Annotated in this window: 19 protein-coding genes; 3 read left to right on the forward strand and 16 right to left on the reverse strand. The window is 56.0% G+C overall.

Annotated elements, in window-relative coordinates; translation table 11 throughout:
• The first annotated feature begins 2 nt into the window (after nucleotides 1-2).
• Nucleotides 3-818: a cytochrome c gene (locus tag K3169_RS20720; RefSeq protein WP_263267786.1), complete on the forward strand. Its 816-nt coding sequence runs from the start codon at nucleotides 3-5 to the stop codon at nucleotides 816-818.
• A gap of 129 nt (nucleotides 819-947) precedes the next feature.
• Here the strand turns inward: K3169_RS20720 and K3169_RS20725 are convergent, their stop codons facing one another.
• The 8 genes from K3169_RS20725 to K3169_RS20760 form a co-directional block, all read right to left on the reverse strand.
• On the reverse strand, nucleotides 948-1766 hold the full coding sequence (locus K3169_RS20725) for a transglutaminase N-terminal domain-containing protein (RefSeq protein ID WP_027898875.1): 819 nt from the start codon (nucleotides 1764-1766) through the stop codon (nucleotides 948-950).
• Entirely contained in the window at nucleotides 1763-2722 is a 960-nt protein-coding gene (locus tag K3169_RS20730; protein WP_027898876.1) for an alpha-E domain-containing protein, read from the reverse strand. The genes K3169_RS20725 and K3169_RS20730 overlap by 4 nt, the downstream gene beginning before the upstream one ends.
• Nucleotides 2723-2734: 12 nt before the next feature.
• Complete coding sequence (locus tag K3169_RS20735) at nucleotides 2735-4144, reverse strand: circularly permuted type 2 ATP-grasp protein (protein ID WP_263267788.1); 1410 nt, start codon at nucleotides 4142-4144, stop codon at nucleotides 2735-2737.
• A 516-nt stretch (nucleotides 4145-4660) separates the two neighbouring features.
• The gene (locus K3169_RS20740; protein ID WP_027898878.1) at nucleotides 4661-5002 is read right to left on the reverse strand and encodes a ribonuclease E inhibitor RraB; all 342 of its coding nucleotides are present in this window, start codon (nucleotides 5000-5002) and stop codon (nucleotides 4661-4663) included.
• A 246-nt stretch (nucleotides 5003-5248) separates the two neighbouring features.
• On the reverse strand, nucleotides 5249-5485 hold the full coding sequence (locus tag K3169_RS20745) for a hypothetical protein (RefSeq protein WP_027898879.1): 237 nt from the start codon (nucleotides 5483-5485) through the stop codon (nucleotides 5249-5251).
• Nucleotides 5486-5899: 414 nt separating this feature from the next.
• Nucleotides 5900-7987, reverse strand: coding sequence for an LTA synthase family protein (locus tag K3169_RS20750; RefSeq protein ID WP_263267792.1), 2088 nt, complete (start codon nucleotides 7985-7987; stop codon nucleotides 5900-5902).
• A gap of 354 nt (nucleotides 7988-8341) precedes the next feature.
• Complete coding sequence (speE, locus tag K3169_RS20755; protein ID WP_095099563.1) at nucleotides 8342-9202, reverse strand: polyamine aminopropyltransferase; 861 nt, start codon at nucleotides 9200-9202, stop codon at nucleotides 8342-8344.
• Between the two features lie 410 nt (nucleotides 9203-9612).
• A complete protein-coding gene (locus K3169_RS20760) occupies nucleotides 9613-9804 on the reverse strand; it encodes a PLDc N-terminal domain-containing protein (RefSeq protein ID WP_099267294.1) in 192 nt (63 codons plus the stop codon).
• Nucleotides 9805-9953: 149 nt separating this feature from the next.
• Here K3169_RS20760 and K3169_RS20765 point away from each other — a divergent pair, with 149 nt between their 5' ends.
• Nucleotides 9954-10880: a ZIP family metal transporter gene (locus tag K3169_RS20765; RefSeq protein WP_122395621.1), complete on the forward strand. Its 927-nt coding sequence runs from the start codon at nucleotides 9954-9956 to the stop codon at nucleotides 10878-10880.
• A gap of 4 nt (nucleotides 10881-10884) precedes the next feature.
• On the opposite strand, the gene K3169_RS20770 is transcribed toward K3169_RS20765, so the two are convergent.
• Both K3169_RS20770 and K3169_RS20775 read right to left on the reverse strand, forming a co-directional pair.
• Nucleotides 10885-11406, reverse strand: coding sequence for a hypothetical protein (locus tag K3169_RS20770; protein ID WP_122706037.1), 522 nt, complete (start codon nucleotides 11404-11406; stop codon nucleotides 10885-10887).
• An 85-nt stretch (nucleotides 11407-11491) separates the two neighbouring features.
• Nucleotides 11492-12025, reverse strand: a complete 534-nt coding sequence (locus tag K3169_RS20775; RefSeq protein ID WP_122706035.1) for an ankyrin repeat domain-containing protein — start codon at nucleotides 12023-12025, stop codon at nucleotides 11492-11494.
• A gap of 463 nt (nucleotides 12026-12488) precedes the next feature.
• On the opposite strand from K3169_RS20775, the gene K3169_RS20780 reads away from it, so the two are divergent.
• Nucleotides 12489-12767 carry a DUF3509 domain-containing protein gene (locus tag K3169_RS20780; RefSeq protein WP_099267298.1) on the forward strand — a complete coding sequence of 93 codons (279 nt, stop codon included), beginning with the start codon at nucleotides 12489-12491 and terminating at the stop codon, nucleotides 12765-12767.
• A gap of 391 nt (nucleotides 12768-13158) precedes the next feature.
• Here K3169_RS20780 and K3169_RS20785 read toward each other — a convergent pair whose 3' ends face one another.
• The 6 genes from K3169_RS20785 to aroC form a co-directional block, all read right to left on the reverse strand.
• Entirely contained in the window at nucleotides 13159-13881 is a 723-nt protein-coding gene (locus K3169_RS20785; protein ID WP_231667956.1) for a helix-turn-helix transcriptional regulator, read from the reverse strand.
• Nucleotides 13882-14151: 270 nt separating this feature from the next.
• Nucleotides 14152-14835: an acireductone synthase gene (mtnC, locus tag K3169_RS20790; protein WP_122805872.1), complete on the reverse strand. Its 684-nt coding sequence runs from the start codon at nucleotides 14833-14835 to the stop codon at nucleotides 14152-14154.
• 10 nt (nucleotides 14836-14845) lie between these two features.
• Nucleotides 14846-15394, reverse strand: coding sequence for a 1,2-dihydroxy-3-keto-5-methylthiopentene dioxygenase (locus K3169_RS20795; protein WP_027898889.1), 549 nt, complete (start codon nucleotides 15392-15394; stop codon nucleotides 14846-14848).
• Nucleotides 15395-15476: 82 nt separating this feature from the next.
• The gene (locus tag K3169_RS20800; RefSeq protein WP_122706027.1) at nucleotides 15477-16091 is read right to left on the reverse strand and encodes a methylthioribulose 1-phosphate dehydratase; all 615 of its coding nucleotides are present in this window, start codon (nucleotides 16089-16091) and stop codon (nucleotides 15477-15479) included.
• The gene (locus K3169_RS20805; protein ID WP_263267799.1) at nucleotides 16088-17251 is read right to left on the reverse strand and encodes an MFS transporter; all 1164 of its coding nucleotides are present in this window, start codon (nucleotides 17249-17251) and stop codon (nucleotides 16088-16090) included. The genes K3169_RS20800 and K3169_RS20805 overlap by 4 nt, the downstream gene beginning before the upstream one ends.
• Nucleotides 17252-17287: 36 nt before the next feature.
• The gene (aroC, locus tag K3169_RS20810; protein ID WP_099267303.1) at nucleotides 17288-18379 is read right to left on the reverse strand and encodes a chorismate synthase; all 1092 of its coding nucleotides are present in this window, start codon (nucleotides 18377-18379) and stop codon (nucleotides 17288-17290) included.
• Between the last annotated feature and the right edge of the window lie 139 nt (nucleotides 18380-18518).

The raw sequence follows: 18518 nt of genomic DNA on the forward strand, positions 1-18518 counted from the left end.
GTTTGCGTTTTATTCTTTCCCTCGCAGCGCTGACACTCGTCCCGCAACTCTCCCTGCAAGCTGCACAGCTCAGAATCGAACGATCTCATGGAGTCGAAACCTGGGAGACCCGTCAGTTGCTCGTACACCCACAGATTCAGACCATCCAGATCAGCGAGGATGTCGCCTACAAACGTGACATGAGCTATCGCGCCATTCCTCTTGGAGCGCTGCTGGAGGGTGTTACAGCACAGGATCACCTGCAGGCGGTTGCGACCGACGGATTCGCCGCGGAAATACCCGCAGCACCGGTGGTACAACCCAAAGGTTCGAAGGCATGGCTGGCCATTGAGGACCCGGCTCATCCCTGGCCAGCGCTGAGCAACGGTTCGCAAAGCGCTGGACCGTTCTATCTGGTGTGGACAGCCCCCTCGGCCGACAATATTGGCCGCGAAGAATGGCCGTATGCGATGAGCACCCTGCGAGTGCTGGCGTCCGTCAGCGAGCGCTTTCCCGCGTTGCTACCCGACCCGACACTGGCGGCTGAAGATCCGGTAAACAAAGGTTTCGCGCTTTTCCAGAAGAATTGCCTGGCCTGTCATCGCCTCAACGCTGCCGGGGATTCACAACTGGGCCCTGACCTGAACCTGCCGCACAGCCCAACCGAATACTTCAGCGCCGGGTACCTGCGCCAATACATTCGCAACCCGCAAAGCCTGCGCGAATGGCCGCAAGGCAAGATGCCTTCCATCCCGAAGGAAGTCTTGTCCGATACAGAACTGGATCAGGTGATTGCTTATCTGGAGCACATGGTGGCGCGGCGTAAGGCGGGAGAATAACGATAAGCGCGGTATGGGTCTGGCCCGCCTCGCGAACAAGTTCGCTCCTACCGGTTCAGCACCGTGTCAGGTAGGAGGCAACTTGTTGGCGAGGGGGCTTGCATCAATGGCTGATGCCGCCCCTCGCGATTACTGATGCTGGGCTTGCATCATGACCTTCGGTGCGCCAACCATCGGCGACACCAGTACCTTGGCGTGCATCTGTTCACTACCACCGCCGCGGCGCATACCGCGGACCGGGCAGGCATCGAGATAATCCAGACCTACCGCCAGTTTCAGGTGCCGCTCCGGGATCGCCAGTTGGTTGGTCACGTCAAAGCTGTACCAGGCGTCGTCGATCCAGGCTTCAGCCCAGGCATGACTGGCAAGATGTTCGCTGTCTTCGCTGTACAAATAACCGGACACATACCGTGACGGAATCCCGAGGCTGCGTGTGCAGGCCAGAAACGCATGGGTGTGGTCCTGACAAACGCCTGTCCGGCCCGCAAAGGCCTGCGCTGCGCAAGTATCGACCTCGGTAGACCCCGGCGTGTAGGTAATGTACTGATTCAACGCGTGCATCAGATCAATCAATGCCGTGCGGTCCTTGCGCGTTTTGCACTGCTGACTGGCAAAGGCACGAATGGCTTCATCAGGCTCCGTCAGACGCGTGAAACGCAGGAACGGCAGCGGAGACTGACTTTCATGTTCGGCTTCACGCTTCTCGTCGATTTCAACCTGGCCGCGCGCGCCGATAATGATCGCCTCGTGGGGCTCATCCATGCTCAACACATGCAGGATGTTGCCAAACGGATCGATCTGCGCGCGCACCGGGCGCGGCAGGGTCAGTTGCCAGCTGAGCACTTGCTGGCGCTCGCTATCGTGCGGTGTCAGACGTAAATACTGGATGCTTGCGCGGACCTGATCCTCATAGTGATAGGTGGTCTCGTGGCTAATTGAGAGTCTCATGCAGCCTCCAGGTAAGAAGTGTGAATAGCGTTACCCAATTGGGCCAGCAAAGGGATGAATTCGTTCAACCACTCGTGCAAGCCTTCCTCCAGTATTTCGTCGATCCCGGTGTAGCGCAGACGTGCATCCAGCTCAGCGGCCAGACGTTGCGCAGGTCGGCCATTGGCGCCCGGCAGGCTGGCAAGGATCTGATCCAGCTCTTCAAGACATGCACTCAGCGAACGGGGTACGTCGGGGCGCAACAAAAGCAGCTCTGCAACATGCCTCGCGGCTGGCGCATCGCGATACAGCTCCGTGTAGGCTTCGAAGGACGACAATGCCCTCAGCAGCGCGCTCCACTGGTAATAACCATGAGCCGAGCTGTCGGCGTCCACATTGGTGTCAGTCCCACGCAGCTCGAGCATTTCATAGCGCGCATCGAGCATGCGCATGGTGTTGTCGGCGCGCTCGATGAATATGCCCAGCCGGATGAAACGGAATGCGTCATGACGCATGATCGTGCCATATGTGGCACCACGAAACAGGTGCGAACGCTCCTTGACCCACTCGCAGAAACGACTCATGCCATAACGGGTCAGGCCTTGTTCGGCGATGCCGCGAATCTCCAGCCAGGTGGAGTTGATGTTCTCCCACATGTCCGCGGTGATTCGGCCACGTACCGCATGAGCACTGGCACGTGCGGCGCCCAGACAGCTGTAAATACTGGCCGGGTTGCTCGCGTCCAGCGCGAAAAAATGCAACAGGCGTTCTGCGTGCAGCTCACCGTGACGCTCCAGATAATGATCCAGCGTGCCGGTGATCAGCAGTGGCATGGCCAGCTCATCGAGCCCGTCACCCCGCCCATCCTGAGGCATCAAAGACAGCGAGTAACTGACGTCAAGCATCCGCGCGAGGTTTTCCGCTCGCTCCAGATAACGCGACATCCAATACAAATCCGAGGCAGTTCTACTTAGCATTGGCAGGCATCCTTAATCCTCGACCACCCAGGTGTCTTTTGTTCCGCCACCTTGAGACGAGTTCACCACCAGCGAGCCTTCACGCAGCGCGACTCGGGTAAGCCCGCCGGGTACGACGCGGGTTTCACGACCAGAAAGGACAAACGGGCGCAAATCGATATGGCGCGGTGCGATGCCGTTCTCGACAAATGTCGGACAGGTCGACAGGCACAACGTCGGTTGCGCGATGTAAGCGTGTGGCTTGGCTTTGATGCGGGCGCGGAACGACTCGATTTCCGCCGCCGTCGAAGCTGGCCCCACCAGCATGCCGTAACCGCCCGACCCTTGAGTCTCTTTGACCACCAGTTCCGACAGATTGGCCAGCACATGGGACAGGTCAGCAGGCTTGCGGCATTGCCAGGTCGGCACATTCTGCAAGATCGGTTCTTCATCCAGATAGAAACGGATCATATCCGTGACATAGGGATAAACCGACTTATCGTCCGCGACACCTGTACCGATTGCGTTTGCCAACACCACATTTCCTGAGCGATAGGCCGACAGCAGGCCAGGCACACCCAGCATCGAATCAGGGTTGAACGCCAATGGATCAAGGAATGCGTCGTCTAGACGACGGTAGATAACATCCACCGCTTTCGGTCCATCTGTGGTGCGCATGAATACTCGATCATCACGCACGAACAGATCCGCCCCCTCGACCAGCTCAACACCCATTTCCCGTGCAAGGAACGCATGCTCGAAGAACGCACTGTTGAAGCGGCCCGGTGTGAGTACAACCACGCTCGGATTATCCAGCGGACTGGAGCTCTTCAGCGTGTCGAGGAGCAGATTCGGGTAGTGATCGATAGGCGCAATGCGCTGCGCGGCGAACAGCTCGGGGAACAGACGCATCATCATCTTGCGGTCTTCGAGCATATAACTCACGCCGCTCGGCGTGCGCAGGTTGTCTTCCAGCACGTAGTAAGTGCCGTCACCATCACGCACCAGGTCGACCCCGGAGATGTGCGAATAAAGGTCGCGGTGCAAATTCAGGCCCTGCATCGCCAACTGGTATTGCTCGTTGGCCAGCACCTGTTCGGCGGGGATAACCCCTGCCTTGATAATCCGCTGCTCGTGATAGAGGTCGGCAAGGAACATGTTCAGCGCCTTGACGCGCTGGATACAGCCTCGCTCAACCACCCGCCATTCACTGGCCGGAATGCTGCGTGGAATCGTGTCAAAAGGAATCAGGCGCTCGGTGCCCTGCTCATCACCATAGAGCGTGAACGTGATCCCGGCGCGATGAAACAATAGATCGGCTTCACGCCTGCGCTGAGCCAGGAGCTCAGGGGGCGTCTCACCCAACCAACGGGCAAATTCCCGGTAATGCGGGCGGACTATACCGCCAGCATCGTACATCTCATCATAAAAGGTGCGGATCATGCCGTACTCCTTGTCACCACGGACACCAAAGGCCTTCGCAAGGCCCGTGCCATCGGCATAAACGCTTAAATATCAACTGGTTATATAAACATCGAAAGCCCACCGCACCATTCCTGTGCAAGAAGCTTCCCAACCAGTTCTCCTACGCCTCATTCGGAAGCGTCATTCAACCGCAAAAGCTATGACCAGCATAGCCAGAGTTGATTTCACGAGACGATATCGTTTGTCGATAATCAGCGACATCCGAAACACACCGAATTTGTATGCCCCGTTTCAAGTCGCTGTCGAAAAAAACGAGCGTGATGCCAGTATCGACTTCCAGGCGGGCTGCCCTTACCGAACTTCCCTTTGAGCCACTCACTGAGTGGCTCTTTTTTTGTCTGCCATAAACTGAGCCCACACTGGTCACAGCCGACGAATACTCTGTTTTACGTTTAGAACATACAAACTAAAACCGGCCAATCCCCAGGCATGTACCTGGCAATTGACCGGTGATTCAACATGTCATAGCGCGTTTCATGCGTGTAGCCGCCTGATCTCCTGTCTGACTCCCCAGCCCTCGACCTCTCCGTCCAGCGGAGTGATCGCAGCCTGAAAATCCTGCTCGAAATCACCGATGCCATCATAAGTCGCGTGCATGACCTTGCTTAGCTGCAAGTGCCAGGCACCGTCATCTCGAACATTGATCTGAGTGTTAAGGGACTCGCCGCGATACTGATCTGCAGCCTGCCTTGCCCGTTCCTCGTCCGGGAAAATGGCGTAGAACTCGATGGGATGGATGCGTGCGAAATCGAAACCGCTTTCTTTCATGCGGCGCAGCACGTTGCTGCTGATGTCCTCTTGATAGGCTGTGCTCATGAAACGTCCTCCTATTCAACGATAGATAGAGTTTCAACATTCCCTGCGCGGCACTCACCGGTAGTACCACTACACAGCAGATACTCTGCTTCACGGGATCAAGCATGTAGCTGACAAGGCCGTGCCTGTTGCCAGACCGGCATCGACATGGAGAAAACGGGAGAAACGCTTCACCCGTCTCACTTGCAGAGTAACCCCATCATTGGTCTTCTGCCAATTCCCGGCGGGGGCATTTTTTCAATGGACTCAGAAAACCTCTTTGATCGAGATGATCTGCACAGCGTTGTGTTCTTTCAAAGACTTGGCCGTTGGCTCGGCTATACGGCCATCCAGGTCATTCATGTCCAGCTCGTCAGCAACCGGAACCAGGATGTGCCGAAGACGCTGGGCGGCCTTCTCATCGCTGGGAAGCTCCTCGGATTCCATCACATGGCTTTGTTGCACACCGTCTTTGTCGAGATACGAAATGTTCCACTGTTTCATCAAGGTCTCCTCGGCAGCCGACAATGCGGCTTACGTGATCTTGACCTTTTGACGCGGGCATTCGTTCACAGGATTTGAATCATTGCAGTGCTTGTTCGTCAGGCTAAAACGCACACTCCCGAGGAGAAGGCCCGGAGTTAATGGCACCACGCGGTCTCACGGTACACAGACATGTAGGAGCGCGCGTGCCCGCGATTCGTTCTGTCAGCCGATGAACATATCGCCTGTGGTGAAGCTATCGCGGGCAAGCGCGCTCCTACAGCTAAAAAACATTCCAAATCATATAGTTGGTTTTTTTATACGAGTCGCCCGGTTTCAATGGCACCACGCTGTCTGGCGGCAAACGACGATACGTTCGGCCAGACAACAAAAAGCCCCTGCATGAGGGGCTTTTTGGATTACGTCACCAGCAGGTCAATTCTTGCTCGCTTCGACCCCTGCGGTGTTGTCCAGCAAGCTCTTGGTCGCCGTTTGCAGGAAGCTGTCGAGCTTGTCACGCATTTCCTTGGCACCAGGCGCATTCGGAATCACTTCAGCATGCGGCGTACGTCCCAGGGTGTAGGACAGCACCTGAGGTTCCATATCCTTGGGCTCAATGAGAATCCGATCCTGAGTCACCAGCGCGACGGTCTGTTCACCACCCGATGGCTTGATCACACCAAAGCCCGTGTCGCCCGCCGGCAGGTTGAGCAAGTCGCGGCCCCAGCACTGATGACGGGTTTCACCGCCAAGACGACCCATGATCGTGGGCACGATGTCGATCTGGGTTCCTACAATACTGCTGCGCTGACCAAACTTCTCTTGAACACCCGGAGCGATAATCAACATCGGCACATTGAAGCGCCCCAGATCCATTTCAGTAATCTGCTGGTGATTACCGAACCCGTGGTCACCCACTACAACAAACAGGGTTTCCTTGTAGAACGGCTCTTTCTTGACCTTCTCGAAGAACTGGCCAAGCGCCCAATCTGAATAACGCATCGCAGTAAGGTGTTCGTCCAGCGAGCCCTGACCGGTCACTTTCTCGACCGGCAGGTTGGTCGGCAATGCATAAGGTGTGTGGTTGGAAAGGCTCTGAAGCAGCGCATAGAAAGGCTTGCCCTTCTCCGCACGAGCTTTCAACTCCTGCGCGCCGCGATCAAACATGTCCTGATCAGAAACTCCCCAGGTCGGATCAGAAAACACTGGATTGACGAAGTCTTCACGACCGACAAAGTTAGTCATTCCCTGATTACTGAAGAAACCCGACTGGTTGTCCCAGGCGAAGTTACCGTTGTAGACATAGACGTCGTCAAAACCACGGGCGCTGAGCAACTGCGGCAAGCCGGACAGCTTGTGAGCCCCCTCAGGCATACGCATCAGATACTCGAAAGCGGGCAGATTGGGGAAGCACGCCATGGTCGCGAACATCCCTTGGTGAGTATGCGTACCGTTGGAGAAGAAATGGTCAAACAACAATCCTTCTTTGGACAACTTGTCGAAGTAAGGTGTGATATTCGCCTCATCCCCCAAGGCACCTACGGAATGCCCGGCGAAACTTTCCATCAGGATGACAACGACGTTCTTGATTGGCAGCGTATTTTCCACCGGCGGCGTGAAGTCGCGGCGGACAGAAGCGATATCGCCATCTACCAGTTTGTCGTGACTGGTCAACAGCATGCCACGCACGATCTGCTCCGCCTCAGCTTCGGGCAAAGTAGCTTTCCAGGCATTGTCGCGATGCGATGACATGCTGGCCTTGGCTGCGGCGATCAGCGTCAGGGTGCCATTGAGTCCCAGTGTGTTGGCGAAGTTGGATTCCGTGGTGTAAGCATCCCCCCAACGCAGCGGCGGCCCTTGGCGCAGCGTGCCACGCACGGCAATAACAGCGATCAGCAGGCAAACAACGAATACACCAATACGTGCATACCAAGGCGCAACAGTGCGATTGCTGGCATCGCTGACGCTGAACTCACCACGCGGACGAGTTACACGATCAACCCCTTTGAATACCAGGCTCAGCAGCCATGTTACTGCAGCCCAGGCCAACAGATAGCGCACCACCGGAAAGCCGTACCACAACATGCTCAGAACGGTCTTTGGATCTTCCTTGACGTACTGGAACACCAGACCATTCAAGCGCTGGTGGAACTCGCGGTAGAAGTCCATCTCCATCAGGCCGAGAAACAGCGTGATGCTGGCAACCAAAGTTAGCCAGAAACGGAAGAAGCCTCGTGCAGCCATTGCCCGTGCGCTGAATAAAGAGAGCAGCAGCGGGACAAGCAGGTAAACCGTCAGACGCAAGTCGAAACGCATGCCGTTGAACAGGGCTTCGACAAATGCCGAGGCCGGTGTATCACCGATCATCTCGCGGTTATAAACCAGCAAAGCGACCCGCAGCAGCGTGTACATGACCATCAGCACCAACGCGCTGAGCAGCGTATAGGCAAGGTGCGATTTGACGGTGGGTTGCAGCGAGCGCGACGACGCGTGCTTATGAATCATAGCGTCCGGTTTAGCCATGTTGTTCTAGGATCCGTTGGATTCAAAGTAAGGTTCGAAAAGCAGTCGCGCCCGGCAATGACAGGGCATTGGCGAACGACGGGCGCAAATCTTACGTGATCGCCCAGGATTTAGCAGCGATACACGGCAGATGTTTTACTTTCAGCTGTAGGAAGTCGGGTGAGAAGTGAGAGGAAGGCGGATTATAAAACCCGGCCACACCAGTACCCATCGCTAACGGCCGAAAAGCGCGCGCAATGTTCTATGAAGAGGCGTGAAAATTTTGTAGTGGCGAATCGACGGTAATGGGCGCCTTTAGCATGTTACGCAGGCATCGCTTCCCGGCAGCAGAAGCCTGCGTAACTTTCGCAGAGGTCAGTCGTTGCTGGGTTTGTTCACAGCCTGCAACACATACTGCGGCAACGCGAACGCGCCGATGTGCACTTCAGGATTGTAATAGCGCGTAACAATGCCGCTGCCTGCGAAACGCTGACGCAAGGTTTCCAGTGGCAACTTGCGATAAGCCGGATCGGTCGCGCCCCACGCAAACGTCATGGCACCACCGATGTAAGTCGGAATCGCTGCCTGATAGAAATGCCAGTCCGCGAACAGGCCACGCATGCGCCCTGCCGTGGTTTGCACGCCGCTGAGCTGCATGAACGGAGTACCGTTCTGCGTCACCAGAATACCGCCTTCGTTCAGGCAGCGATGGCAGGCCTGATAGAAGTTTTCCGAAAACAACACCTCGCCCGGACCAATCGGGTCGGTGGAGTCGGAAATGATTACGTCGAATTTCTCTTCAGTGGTCGCGACAAAACGCATGCCGTCGTCGATCACCAGATTAAGGCGCGAGTCATCGAAGGCACCCTTGGAATGTTCCGGCAGGAACTCCTTGCACATCTCAACCACGGTGCCGTCGATTTCAACCATGGTGATGTGCTCGACCGTGTCGTGCTTGGCCACTTCACGCAGCATGCCGCCATCACCGCCGCCGATGATCAGTACACGACGGGCTGCGCCATGAGCCAGGATCGGCACGTGGGTCAGCATCTCGTGGTAGATGAATTCGTCAGCTTCGGTGGTTTGAATCACGCCATCCAGAGCCATGACCCGGCCCATGCGCGGGTTCTGGAAAATCACCAAATGCTGATGCTCGGTGCGCACTTCGTGAAGCATTTTTTCAATGCGAAAGCGCTGGCCGTAACCCTCGTACAACGTTTCTTGATAATCGCTCATGGGTAGGTCCCTGATGAATGCTGAAGACAGGACGGCCAGCCGCCCATAAGAAAGGCGCGCATTCTACGTCGCGAAAGATGACAGGTCGAACCTCGGATGACGCAATCGCTGAAAACCCTGGGTTTCTGTTAAAAAAATCCCCGAGTCTGAAGATGCGCATTTTGTAGGAGCTGCGGAAGGCTGCGAAGCGTTTAACCTGATACACCGCTATCGCAGCCTTCGGCAGCTCCTCACACTACATATAAATCATTGAATGCACGAGATTTTCATGTGGGAGCCGAGCTTGCTCGCGATAAACGATAACGCAGTATGGCTTATGACTGTGTCTCATATATCGCGGGCAAGCCTCGCTCCCACAGGGGATATGCGTGCCTCATGCATCGCGGACAAGCTCAGCACATGGAACCGAGTCAAATCCGCACATTACCCCGCGGGCCAGCGAGGGCCCAGATGACCAGCCCCAGCACAGGCATCAGGACGATCAGCAATATCCAGAGAACCTTGATACCGGTTTCTGCTCCACTTTTCAGTACGTGGATGACGGCCCAGATATCGAGAGCCAGAATAATCAGCCCTACCAAACTATTAAACGTCGAACCCATGATGTTGCTCCAGATTGAATACTTGCCGCTTAGGATAGTGGCTTTCCTACAGGGTTCCGTTGAACCAACAGCATATTTGCAGGTTCCGAATCGGATCAGGTCATTATTTAAACAGTGACCTTCAGAATTTTCAGACAGGTCGGCCAGTCATGCAAACACCCGCACAACCAAGATCGCTCTGGGCTTCATGGTTAGCCCAGGCTCAGTCCACTCCCCTGCTCAGCCTGGGGTTTCTGCTGGTGGTGCTGGTCGTCCTCGGGCTTTTCATTGCCAGCGGTTACAACGCCATCTACGGCACCAATCAAGACAACCTGCATTACGCGCTGCTCGGTGGTACCGCAGGTTTCGCGGCGACGGCTTTAGGGGCAATCGTTGCCGTGGCACTGAGGGAAGTTGCTCAGCGGACTCAGGATGTGATGCTGGGTTTCGCAGCCGGAATGATGCTTGCCGCCAGTTCGTTTTCGCTGATTTTGCCAGGCCTGGCGGCGGCCCGTGAAATAACCGACAGCGGGCCTCTCGCTGCAGGCACCGTAGTGCTCGGCCTTGGGCTGGGCGTGCTATTGATGCTTGGCCTGGATAAATTCACCCCCCATGAACACGAAAGTGTTGGCCGCCAGGGCCCTCATTCCGAGCGCATCAACCGGGTCTGGCTGTTCGTGCTGGCAATCACTCTGCATAACCTGCCCGAAGGCATGGCAATTGGCGTCGGTTTTGCCAATGGTGACATGGAGGTCGGGGTACCGCTGGCCACAGCCATTGCAATTCAGGACATCCCCGAAGGTCTGGCTATCGCTTTGGCGTTGCGGGTAACGGGCCTGTCTTCAATGAAGGCAATGCTGGTCGCGGTTGGCTCAGGCTTGATGGAGCCAATCGGTGCGCTTATCGGCCTGGGGATTTCCAGCGGCTTTGCCATCGCTTATCCGGTCAGCCTGGGGCTGGCTGCGGGCGCGATGATCTTCGTGGTGTCACATGAAGTGATTCCGGAAACCCACCGCAATGGCCATCAGACTTCAGCGACCCTGGGGCTGATGGGCGGCTTTGCGGTGATGATGTTCCTCGACACGGCACTGGGCTAGGCAGTTAAAGGCTGCGCAGCGCTTCCAGTGCCGGCGCTGCGTGAATGTTCAATGCAGCACACAACTCAAGCACACGAGCCTGATCATTACCGTAGATGAGTACCGTCTGCAGTTCATCATCCAGCGGCTGGCTGAAATTCATCAACACATAGCCACCGTTTTCCTTATTCATACTGCCCAGCTGAATCTGGATGCGATTGAGCGCAACCAGCGCCTCAACCTTGGCCAGTTGCTTGGGCTTGATATTGAACACCACCTCTTTACCAAACGATTCGACGATCTGCGCGAACAGGTCCATGTAGGTATCGGCCTGAAACAGTACGGTGTCAGGCAGACTGCCCACCACCACCCACTCACCCAACGGGATCGGAAACGTATCGTCGTAATTGATATCGGAATTGGCGGCCAGAAACGCCGAGGGATCCGCATAGGCCTGTGCGGCCTCATCGGCAACACGCTCGATATCCTGCTCGCCCATGCAACCCGAACTGATTTTGCCGATTAATTCGATGAGTTGATTCTTCACGGGAGATCCTGATCACGAGCAAAAATAAAGGCGCGAAGGATACCGGCAATTCCTTCGCGCCTCTATCACTTAAGCCGGTAATCGATCAGCCAGCGAGCCGCGCCAGTTGCTCGGCGGTATCTGCGGCCCCCATGGTCTGAGCGGCGGCCAGCGGCGTAACGCCCTTGGCATCGCGAGCATTGGGGTTGGCGCCCTTGCTGATCAGGTAGTCGACAATAGCGGTTCGGTTGAACATGGCCGCCATCATCAGGGCAGTACGACCGTCCGCCGAGGCACCTTCGACTTCAGCGCCGCCATCGACCAGCAATTTGACCACTTCGAGATCACCTTTGAATGCAGCCCCGGCAATCGGGCTCTGACCGTTGTCGTTACGGATCTCCGGATCAGCCTGGTAGTTGAGCAATACCTGCACGGCATCCTTGTGGCCGTGATAGCTGGCGAGCATCAACAGCGTGTCGCCTTTGTGATTGCGCAAATTCGGCGTAAGGCCTTTCTCCAGCAATCTGTCCAGCATTACTGCATCGCCGCGACGGGCGACGTCAAATACCTGCTCGGCAAACTCCAGAGCCTCTTCGTCGTTCATTTGCACAGGTTGATTGCTGGTGTTCTGGTCTGACATCGGTGACTCCCGCAGAAAATAAGGCATGGGCAGAGCAACCGCACGGCAACTCCCTTCTTGCACTTAATGACCGCAAGTCTCCATAGGCGTTCGTCCAGAATCAAGGTAGATGGCAATCTACTACCCGTCATCGACTAGTGAGGCGTCCACCCCATCTTTTTTATTGGCTGGCCGAATAAAAACCCGATCACGCGGTCGTAGTATTCACGAAACAAGACACGACCTGCCCGCTGAATCCTTTCTGCTCCCCGCAGCAAAGTTCCCTCGCTGCAAAAAAAAACCAAAAAAAAACCGCAAAATGCAGGATGCCCGACAGCCATTCATGCATATTGCACGAATATACGAAACCGATATATTTTTAAGTTATTGTTTTTAAAGGATTTTTATAGAAGACAAACACTGGCACAGTCACTGCACTAGTACTACCAAGCTTGTTATCCCATGAGCAATGGAGCCGCTAGACATGACTTTTATCCAAGAGAAATTCGCTTCCGTATTCTCCGAATTCGACGTAACCACTCAGGCCCGCCCGGATGGCGGTGTGCTGCTGTCGTTGCGTAACGGCGAAGGCAAACAGATCCGTCGTTCCATTTCCTACGCTCAGTTGCACACCCCGGTGCAGCTTGAGTGGGTGATCAGCGCGATTCGTCGTGACCTGGCTGGCCAGGCAAGCGACCTGCCCGCGATCTCCATGCTGCAAAGTCAGCACCGCTTTGATCTGCCGACGTATCACACTCGTTGATTTTGAATGTTGACTGTCCGTTTCATGCATCACTGATTCAAACGCTTCGCTCCCTTTGTTTAGCCGTGATTGCCAATTGGCATTCACGGCTTTTTTTTGCCTTGGTGAAAGATCAGTTGAAACCCAGCCCCAGCAGGAGACGACTTTTGGGGAGGCGGAACCTTTGACTGTGCAAAGCCAATGGCTCGCCGACAAGTTGGCTCTCGTCAAACAAAATGCAATTACCTGGCTTGGAATGCTTTTATGTAGGAGCAGCCAAAGGCTGCCAGGCATTTCTCCTGATACACCGCGATCGCAGCCTTCGGCAGCTCCTACAAATCTATGTTTGCTTTGCGACAGCGGTTTGTCATGAACACAAGGCGCGCTCCTGCAGGGAACGTCTGATTGTTGCTCACTTGATGATGCCCTGACACAAAGCCTCCCCCACCGCCTGAGCTCTGTTGGAGACCCCGAGCTTGCTGTAGATGCTTCTGAAGTGATATTTGACCGTCGCCTCGGATACTTGCCGGATCGTGGCGATTTCCCAAGCGGTTTTGCCGTCACGCGCCCATTCGAGAATCTCGATTTCCTTCTCGCTCAGCCCTCGAGAGCGCAATTTCGTCCCTCGCCCTACCAAATGCAGGACTGGAACCAGACTGGATAACAAATACATATCAGGAGCCTTGAGCGCTCGACTCAATCCGTTGAGTGAACAGATCGAAGTCACCCCCTGAAAACTGCGCGCCGGGCTGGTATAGCCGTAGGAACAAGCCGGTGTCAGCGCATGTTTTTCTACGCTCTGTATATAACTGTCAGTGGGTGGATAGCGCTTGAATGCCGCTTTCCAGTCGATAAACCCCAATTGCTCCCGGTAGTGATTGACCACCGGATCGTCCATCAACAGCAATTGACGTCGATAATGCTGACTCCAGGAGCGATCAATGTTGGAGGTCACCAACGTCAGCAGCATTGAGCCCCTGAACTGGCAAAATATCGCCCCTTCGGACTGACACTCCTGGCGTAACCAGTCCAGCGCATTCTCGATAGCCTGATTACTGTCCAGCTCATGAATGCTCCTGACCATCTGTTGTATGAGAGGGTTTTCGGTCGAGTTGATTGATTCAGCACTTCCCATCGCAGTTCGCTCCTTTGTCCAGACACGGCGCAGGGTTTGAATGGTTGTTAGTTGGCTGCGCCAGGGATGGATCGATCAGAAAACTACACGATTAAAAGCTTTGTAGAACAACTCCAGAAACAAACAGGTATTACGCACTCAAGTAAAAGCCTCATCCTACTTTTCAACAGGACGAGGCTTACACGTAATGGCTTGGTATTGGCTGAACAAGTTGAATCGTCTGACCGGCAGCCGCGATTCATTCCTGCAATAGCAGCCGGAACTCAGCGGCTAAAATGCGCCCAGGTCGATGTCGGTGAAGCTGGCAACATTGACGTGCCCCTTCAACTCGCCACCGTCACGCACCAGGCCACACGTAGCCATGCCAGCGGCCTTGGCGGCATCCAGCTCTTCGACGATATCCGACAGGAAAACAATCTCTTCAGCCGGCAAGCCAATCGCCTTGGCGATGTTGCAGTACGACTGCTCCTCGCGCTTGGGGCCCGAGGTGGTGTCGTAATAACCGCTGAACAAGACCGAAAGGTCGCCCGCGTCCGAGCAACCGAAGATCAGTTTCTGTGCCTGAATCGAGCCAGAGGAATAAACGTAAAGCCCATAACCTTGCTGATACCAGCGCTGCAGCGCTTGCACTGCATCGGGGTAGACATGGCCCTTGAGCTGACCGGCGTCGTAACCCTGCTCCCAGACCATGCCTTGCAGCGCCTTGAGCGGTGTGGCCTTGCGATCCTCGGCTATCCAGCTCAGGAGAACCTCGATGACCTGCTCGACGTCAGCATCCGGCTGCGCGCTGTCTTCTCGCACTTTTTCAAGCTGTGCGGCGACATCAGGGCGAGAGGCGTGCTCGCGGACAAAATCCGGCAAATGTTTTGCCGCGTAGGGAAACAACACATCGAAGACAAAACTGACGGCGCTGGTAGTGCCTTCGATGTCAGTCAGGACCGCTTTGATTGTCATGAACTGAATCCTATAAATCGTCAAGCTGCGGAAATAGGCTGGCAATCTTCTCGCCAGTGAAGTTCGCAACCCAGCCCTCAGTGTTATTGAACAGGCGGATCGCGACGAAGTGTGGGTTTTCCCCCATGTCGAACCAGTGCGGCGTTCCCGCCGGAACCGAAATAAGGTCGTTCTTTTCGCACAGCACGGCATACACATACTCGCCGATATGCAACGTGAACAAACCACGCCCGGCGACGAAGAAACGTACCTCGTCTTCGGAATGCCGATGCTCATCGAGAAACTTTGCACGCAATTCGGCTTTTTGCGGGTGATCACTATTGAGGCTGATCACATCGACAGTGACGTAACCGCGCTCGGTCATGAGTTTGTCGATTTGCACCCGGTACGCATTGATCACTTCTTCCTGGCTGGCACCCGGGGTAATAGGCGTCGCAGCCTGCCAGCGGTCAAAACCCACGCCGTGCTCGGCCAGGGTCGACGCGATATCCTCGACATGGGTCAGGACTTTATCTGGCTGCTCAGGGCTGGACTGGTGATAAACATACAGGCTGCTCATGGCGGCGCTCCTCGGTTCAGTTAAACCCGGTTGAATATGCCCTGCGACTTTTACAGCTCGTTCAGGCAGAAGGCTAAAAACGTTATCGGTTCAGTATGGCGAGGGTTTTGAGTTCACATTCAAAAAGGAACTCGAACGCCTCGATTTGCCGCAGCGCATCGCTCATCTTCGCGCCCCAGGTATATAAACCATGGCCGCGAATCAGGTAGCCCGCGCAATCAGGGTGCGCATCAAGCCAGGGCTGCACCTTCGCCGCCAGACGCGCAATGTCCTGATCGTTGTCGAAAACAGGAACCACGACCCGGGATTCATGAGTCACGACGCCACTGAAAGCCTTTTGCAGCTCGTAATCCTCAAACACCAGATGGTCGGCCTCGGTCAGACGCGACAATACTGTCGCATTGACCGAGTGGGTGTGCAGCACCGCACCGACTTCCGGCCTGCAACTGTAAAGTTGCGTGTGCAGCAAGGTTTCCGCCGACGGCTTTTTGCCGGGCTCCAGGCTGTTACCGTCAAGATCTGTGGCCAGCACGTCGTCGATGCCCAACTGGCCCTTGTGTTTGCCCGAGACGGTCAGCAGCACTTCAGTGGCGGAAAGCCGCGCCGAGTAATTACTGCTGGTCGCAGGTGACCAGCCACGACCGTACAGAAAACGACCGGCGTCGATAATTGCCTGACTCAGTTGTTCGCGGCTCATGCCCGCTCCTCTTTCATTCGTGTAGCTGCCATCACAGCAGCGGCCAGCGCCGCAGCACTGGCGATAGTAAATGTCCAGCCGGCCCCCAGGAAGTTCCAGGTGTAACCGGAGTAAAGCGCACCCAATGCGCCCCCCGTGCCCGCCAACGCGGCATAAAGCGCCTGGCCCTGACCTTGTTGTTGCGCACCGAAGCTACGTTGCACGAAATGGATGGCAGTGGCGTGAAAACTGCCGAATGTTGCAGCGTGCATTAACTGGGCAAACAGCAACACCACCAGGTGATCCGCAAGATTACCCAGCAACAGCCAGCGCAACGCCGCCAGCAGAAAACTGGTCAGGAGCACCTGACGTACCGAGAAACGCTGTAATACCCGGCTCATGGCCATGAACATCAGTACTTCGGCGACGACACCGAGCGCCCACAGCATGCCGATCAAACCGCGACCGTAACCCAACTGCTCCAGATGAAGGGTCAGGAAAGTGTTATACGGCCCGTGACTCATCTGCATGAGCCCGACGCAAGCATAGAAGGCTAGTACGCCGGGTCGAGTCAATTGTCGGAAAAAGCCACCGCTTTCCGGATGCGTCGTCGACAACACCGGCTGAGCATTGGGAATCCACCAACTGCTGATGACAATCGCGGCAATGATCGCGACCAGCACACTGGGAAAATAGTCGAGGCTCACGCTCTCGAATAGCCGTCCCACGCCCACCACCGTCAGGATGAAACCGATGGAGCCCCATAACCGGATCTGGCTGTAACGAGACGTCTGGCCACGCAGATGTGCGAGGGTAATGACTTCGAATTGCGGCAGGATTGCGTGCCAGAAGAAGGCGTGCAGAGCCATGACCATCGCCAGCCAGGCATAGCTTTGCCTGACCAGAATCAGGGAAAGCGCGAGCAAACCACAAATAGCGCCAAGCCGCACGATGACCAGTCGGCGCCCGGTGTAGTCCCCGAGCCACCCCCACACATTCGGCGCAAGACAACGCATCAGCATCGGGATCGCAACCAGTTCACCAATGCGCGCGCTGGAGAATCCGAGATGGCTGAAATACAACGGCAGGAACGGCGCGGTAGAGCCTAGCAAGGCAAAGTAGAAAACGTAAAAGCCGGACAGCCGCCAATAAGGCAGCTGTCCAGCCGGGGGGTGCGTCACGTCAACAGACCCTGGCAGCGGCAACGCCTTCGGGCATTACAGTTGACCCAGCACAGGCGTAGTCACCCGAACATCGGCATTCTGACCGCGATGACGCAACAGATGATCCAGCAACACGATGGCCATCATGGCTTCGGCAATAGGCGTGGCACGGATCCCGACGCACGGGTCATGGCGGCCCTTGGTGATCACGTCCACCGGATTGCCGTGAACATCAATGGAGTGTCCTGGCGTAGTGATGCTGGAGGTCGGTTTGAGTGCCAGGTGCGCCACAATTGGCTGACCTGAGGAAATACCGCCAAGAATCCCGCCGGAATTGTTCGACAGGAAACCCGCGGGCGACAGCTCGTCGCGGTGCTCGGTGCCGCGTTGGGCGACACTGGCAAAACCGGCGCCGATTTCCACACCCTTGACGGCGTTGATGCTCATCAACGCGTGAGCCAGATCGGCATCCAGACGGTCGAACACCGGCTCGCCCAGCCCCGGCATAACGCCATCGGCAACGACGGTGATTTTTGCACCGACCGAATCCTGATCACGACGCAACTGGTCCATGTAGGCTTCCAGCTCCGGAACCTTGTCAGGATCGGGGCAGAAAAATGCGTTCTCTTCCACGCAATCCCAGGTTTTGAAGGGAATTTCGATCGGGCCAAGCTGACTCATGTAGCCGCGTACCACGATGCCCATCTTCGCCAGATACTTCTTGGCGATAGCACCGGCCGCGACGCGCATGGCCGTTTCCCGTGCCGAGCTGCGGCCGCCGCCGCGATAATCGCGAACGCCGTATTTGTGGTGATAGGTGTAATCGGCGTGGGCCGGGCGGAACTGAGCCTGGATGGCCGAGTAATCCTTGGACTTCTGATCAGTATTGCGAATCAGCAAACCGATGGAGGTGCCGGTGGTTTTGCCTTCGAAAACACCCGAGAGGATTTCCACCTCGTCGGCTTCCTGACGCTGGGTCGTGTGGCGGCTGGTGCCGGGCTTGCGCCGATCCAGATCGACTTGCAGGTCTTGCAGCGACAGCTCAAGGCCCGGCGGGCAGCCGTCAACGATAGCAACCAGCGCCGGACCATGGCTTTCGCCGGCGGTGGTGACAGTGAACAGCTTGCCGAAGGTGTTGCCGGACATGCGGACGCTCCGATAAATCAGCGAAAAAACCAGGTCGATATAAACAAGCCCGCCAGTATACGCAGGCTGCTCGTGTAGTTCATCCTCGAACCTTATCCGTCTGGCCGCGTCCAATCGGCATCCCATCAGATAGTGGCCC

Source organism: Pseudomonas phytophila, assembly GCF_025643095.1.
Classification (GTDB): domain Bacteria; phylum Pseudomonadota; class Gammaproteobacteria; order Pseudomonadales; family Pseudomonadaceae; genus Aquipseudomonas; species Aquipseudomonas quasicaspiana.